The organism is Elstera cyanobacteriorum (genome assembly GCF_002251735.1).
GTDB lineage: Bacteria > Pseudomonadota > Alphaproteobacteria > Elsterales > Elsteraceae > Elstera > Elstera cyanobacteriorum.
On sequence record NZ_NOXS01000012.1, the window covers coordinates 1 to 4,209 of the forward strand.

Annotated in this window: 3 protein-coding genes and 1 pseudogene; 1 reads left to right on the forward strand and 3 read right to left on the reverse strand. The window is 59.1% G+C overall.

All coding sequences use genetic code 11. The annotated features are described in order from the left end of the window. The 3 genes and pseudogenes from CHR90_RS00375 to CHR90_RS19855 form a co-directional block, all read right to left on the reverse strand. Positions 1-541, reverse strand: a 541-nt coding sequence (locus tag CHR90_RS00375; protein ID WP_212668574.1) for a hypothetical protein, incomplete at its 3' end; no start/stop codon positions are given. 137 nt (positions 542-678) lie between these two features. Next, complete coding sequence (locus CHR90_RS00380; protein ID WP_094406588.1) at positions 679-1,023, reverse strand: hypothetical protein; 345 nt, start codon at positions 1,021-1,023, stop codon at positions 679-681. A gap of 38 nt (positions 1,024-1,061) precedes the next feature. After that, a pseudogene (locus CHR90_RS19855) lies at positions 1,062-3,554 on the reverse strand (toll/interleukin-1 receptor domain-containing protein). Between the two features lie 196 nt (positions 3,555-3,750). On the opposite strand from CHR90_RS19855, the gene CHR90_RS00395 reads away from it, so the two are divergent. Continuing rightward, complete coding sequence (locus CHR90_RS00395; protein ID WP_094406594.1) at positions 3,751-4,071, forward strand: type II toxin-antitoxin system PrlF family antitoxin; 321 nt, start codon at positions 3,751-3,753, stop codon at positions 4,069-4,071. Positions 4,072-4,209 lie beyond the last annotated feature (138 nt).

Consider the following 4,209-nt stretch of genomic DNA (forward strand, 5'->3'; position numbering starts at 1 on the left):
CCGTCTGAAACTCGATATTCCCCGGTTCCTGGGCCGCCAGTTTCCGGGCGATAGCCAGCCCTTCGTGATAGAGGACTAGGGCTTGTGCCGGATCACTAGGCCCCAGCGTGTCGCCCATGCGGTCCAGGCTAACCGACAGGTCACGCTGAAACTCGATATTCCCCGGTTCCTGGGCCGCCAGTTTCCGGCGAATCGCTAACCCTTCCTGATAGAGGGCTAGGGCTTGTACCGGATCGCTGCGCCCCAGAGTGTCGCCGATGCGGTCCAGACTAACCGACAGGTCACTCTGAAACGCTGTATTCCCCGGTTCCTGGACCGCTAGTTTCCGACGAATCGCCAGCCCTTCCTGATAGAGGGCTAGGGCCTGTGCCGGATCGCTCCGCCCCAGAGTGTCGCCGATCTTGTTCAGACTGATCGACAGGTCACGCTGAAACGCTTTATTCCCCGGTTCCTGGGCCACTAGTTTCCGGCGAATCGCTAATCCTTCCTGATAGAGAGTTAGGGCTTGTGCTGGATCAACGCGCCCAAGAGTGTCGCCCATACGCTCCAGACTAACCGACAGGTCACGCTGAAACGCTGTATTCCCCGGTTCCTGGGCCGCCAGTTTCCGGCGAATCGCTAATCCTTCCTGATAGAGGACTAGGGCTTGTGCTGGATCACTGCGCCCGAGAGTGTCGCCTATGCGCTCCAGACCAACCGACAGGTCACGCTGAAACTCTGTATTCCCGGTTCCTGGGCCGCTAGTTTCCGGTGAATCGCTAACCCTTCCTGATAGAGGGCTAGGGCTTGTACCGGATCGCTGCGCCCCAGAGTGTCGCCGATCTTGTTCAGACTGATCGACAGGTCACGCTGAAACGCTGTACTCCCCGGTTCCTGGGCCACTAGTTTCCGGCGAATCGCCAGCCCTTCCTGATAGAGGGCTACGGCTTGCGCCTGATCGCTCCGCCCCAGAGTGTCGCCGATCTTGTTCAGACTGACCGACAGGTCACGCTGAAACGCTGTATTCCCCGGTTCCTGGGCCACTAGTTTCCGGCGAATTGCTAACCCTTCCTCATAGAGGGTTAGGGCTTNGTACTCCCCGGTTCCTGGGCCACTAGTTTCCGGCGAATCGCCAGCCCTTCCTGATAGAGGGCTACGGCTTGCGCCTGATCGCTCCGCCCCAGAGTGTCGCCGATCTTGTTCAGACTGACCGACAGGTCACGCTGAAACGCTGTATTCCCCGGTTCCTGGGCCACTAGTTTCCGGCGAATTGCTAACCCTTCCTCATAGAGGGTTAGGGCTTGTGCCGGATCGCTGCGCCCGAGAGTGTCGCCTATACGCTCCAGACTAACCGACAGGTCACGCTGAAACTGTCTATTTCCAGGTTCTTCAGATGCGAGTTTCAGGGCGATTAACAGCCCCTGCCGGGCCAGGCCTAAGGCCCCGTCGGGATCCCCGTAATCGTCAAGCGTGTGCGATAGCTCATTCAGGGCCGCAACTCTACTCCGCTGAAGCGCCGGATCCGCTTCATTGCCTTCGGTAAGCCGCTCCAATAACTGCCGGGCCCGATCCAGAATTTCGCGCGCCATGGCGTTCGGTAGGCCCCGACCTTTGAATTTCTGCGCGAGATCGAAGATGAGACCGTTCGCGGTTTCCGTCGCTGCGGTCAGGCTCTTCTGCGCTTTCTCCGCCGCGTTCCGCTGCTGGATATAAAAATAGCTGCTTACCGCGAGCCCGACGAGAAGAGCGGCAAAAATCCCGCCGATCAGCCCCCGTGTCCAGTATCGCTGCGCCCGCCGCGCCCGGTCCGAGGCGTGAATATAGGCGGTTTCCTCTGGGGTAAAGCGGACGGGGCGCTCCTTCAGCCAGGCTAAATTCTGATCAAGCTCGAGGCCACTAAGGACCGCTCCGGCCTTGGCCGACTTTGCCACGTTGCGCCAGGTCGTAAAGCTTTGATCGAAGCGACCCTTTCCTTGCAGAAAAGCCCTCTCTTCGCGCAGCCAATCGGCCAGCAGGGGCCAGACGCGGAACAGCGCCTCATGGCTCACCTCGACCACACTCTCACCTGCCGATTCCGAAAAGCGGCGCACCAGCAGCCGCGCGTCAATCAGGCGTTCGATCAGCGGTTTCGCCGTTGGCGGCAGGGCGGCGAGCGGCGCGGGGCGGCGGGTGAATGCCCCTGTCTCGGGCGACGCCCGCACCAACGCCGGGATAAAGGCCGCCCGCAGGGCTTGGGCCTAGTCCGATTGCGACGCAAGGTCGGGCAGCGCCTCTTCTGCGCGCTTGCGTACAGCGTTTTCGAGCGGTCGAATGCCTTTATCGCGATCCCCCAGGGCCTCATAATCCGCCACCGTTAGGACCGCTTTATCCTGCCCCACACGCTGATACAGATCGTCGAGGGCAAAGGCAATGAGGGGCAGCGCGTCGCCCGTCCGCGCATCTTGGGTTAGCGTCGTTACAAGGTCATCGTCAATCTTGAGGCCCGCCATCCGCGCCGGTCCCCGGACGAGCGCACCAATGCGTTCGAGAGGCATCGGTCCTAGCGAAAAAACATTATCGGCCACAGCAAGGTTAGCGTTTCTTTGAAGTTGGTCGAGATGGTCGTCCCGCAACGCTGCCAGAACAACAAAGGGTAACGCTGGGTCAAGAAGGGCCGTAAGAAGATCAAAAAACTTGGCGGCGTCCTCTGCCCCAGCAATGGTAAAGGCCTCCTCCAACTGATCGATAGGCAGGAAAATGGACGCATCAAGCGCCCCGTGTTGAAAGCGCAAGGCGCGCGCGATCTCTGTCAGAGCCTGGGTAGGGGCGGAGCTGGCCAAAACAGCCCGCCAAGCAGCTCCTTGTGCCGGGTCGTGTGGAGTGGCAAGCAACAGGCAATCGATAAGTTTGGCCTCTGGCGCGCGGCCGGGGCGGAAGGGCGACAGGACAATCCAATTCGTGGGGTCACGTTTAAGACGCGGAACCAGGCCAGCGCGCAGAAAGGAGGATTTTCCGCTGCCGGATGCCCCAAGCAGCAACTGCAGCTTGGGGCTGCCAAAAGTGCGGCTACGGTTAAGCCGATTGAGCCCTTGGCGGATTTCGTCATCGCGCCCATAGAAGACCGCCGCACGGTTTTCTTCGAAGGCGGTTAGGCCAGGATAAGGCGCGACGCCGGGCGGCAACTCAAATCCTTCCGGAGAGTGTTGGCTCAGGTCGCGCAACTTTTTCTCAAGGCGCTCAAGCCCAGCGGCGCGGTCCACTGTCAGATTGATGCTTTGAAGATCACGACCGATCACTGTTTTAAGGTCGGGCACCAGAACCAGCGGCACGATCTCTTTACCAAGCGCCCGCGCCTGGGTGAATTCGGCAAAACACCATTTTGACGCCAGCCAGTTTTGCGTGAGAATCAGGACCAACGCCTGAGCACGGTCCACCTCGCGATACAGAGTCTTTTCCCAATCCGCGCCGGGTTCGATACCATTCTCTTTATCGAAATCGAGAAAGATGAGCGAGAACCCCCTCGCGGCAAGCCAGGTTTTTATATCGGCGGCGTCAAGATTATCGTGGCTGGAGTGGGATATAAAAATCCGTGCCATTCTGCTCCCCACTCAAAGCGATCCTGAGGTTTCACACGACTCTTCTAGACACGCATAACGGGCAGCGCCTTGGCAAGGCTAAATTCTTTATCCGGGTATTCTTCCATTTAATCCACCTTACCGGCCCAAGGGTTCCTCAGTAGTTGACACGGTAAGGATCATTCCTTACCATATTGAGCAATAGCGGAGCGCCCCTATGCCCAACCTCCACGAAATCTCGACGCTGACATCGAAAGGGCAGGTGACGCTGCCCAAATCTATCCGCCAAGCTTTGGGCGTCGATGTTGGGAGCAAAATCGCCTTCGATCTTCGCGAGGACGGGGAGATCGTTGTTACGCGGGCCGATGCTGCACACGAAGATCCGGCCATTGGGGCCTTCCTGACGGTGCTCGCGTCAGACATTCAAAATGGCCGCAACGTGCATCCGTTACCTGCTGAACTTCTGGCAGCGCTGGCAAGGGGTGCCGTTGAACCGGTCGATCTTGCCGATGAAATCGACGGCGATGTTGCGCTGTGACGCAGGCGCACGGCTGGACACTGCTGTTTCATTCCTGCGTGATCGATCAGCTTAGAACGCTCAATGCAGCCTGTGACCGCGCACGTCGCAGTGATCCGTTGACAGCCGAGAGCAATGCCAACGTCAAACTTTTTAGGG

Coding starts and splice junctions, on each gene's coding strand:
- CHR90_RS00395 (WP_094406594.1), top strand. CDS start 3,751: ATGCCCAACCTCCACGAAATCTCGACGCTGACATCGAAAGGGCAGGTG.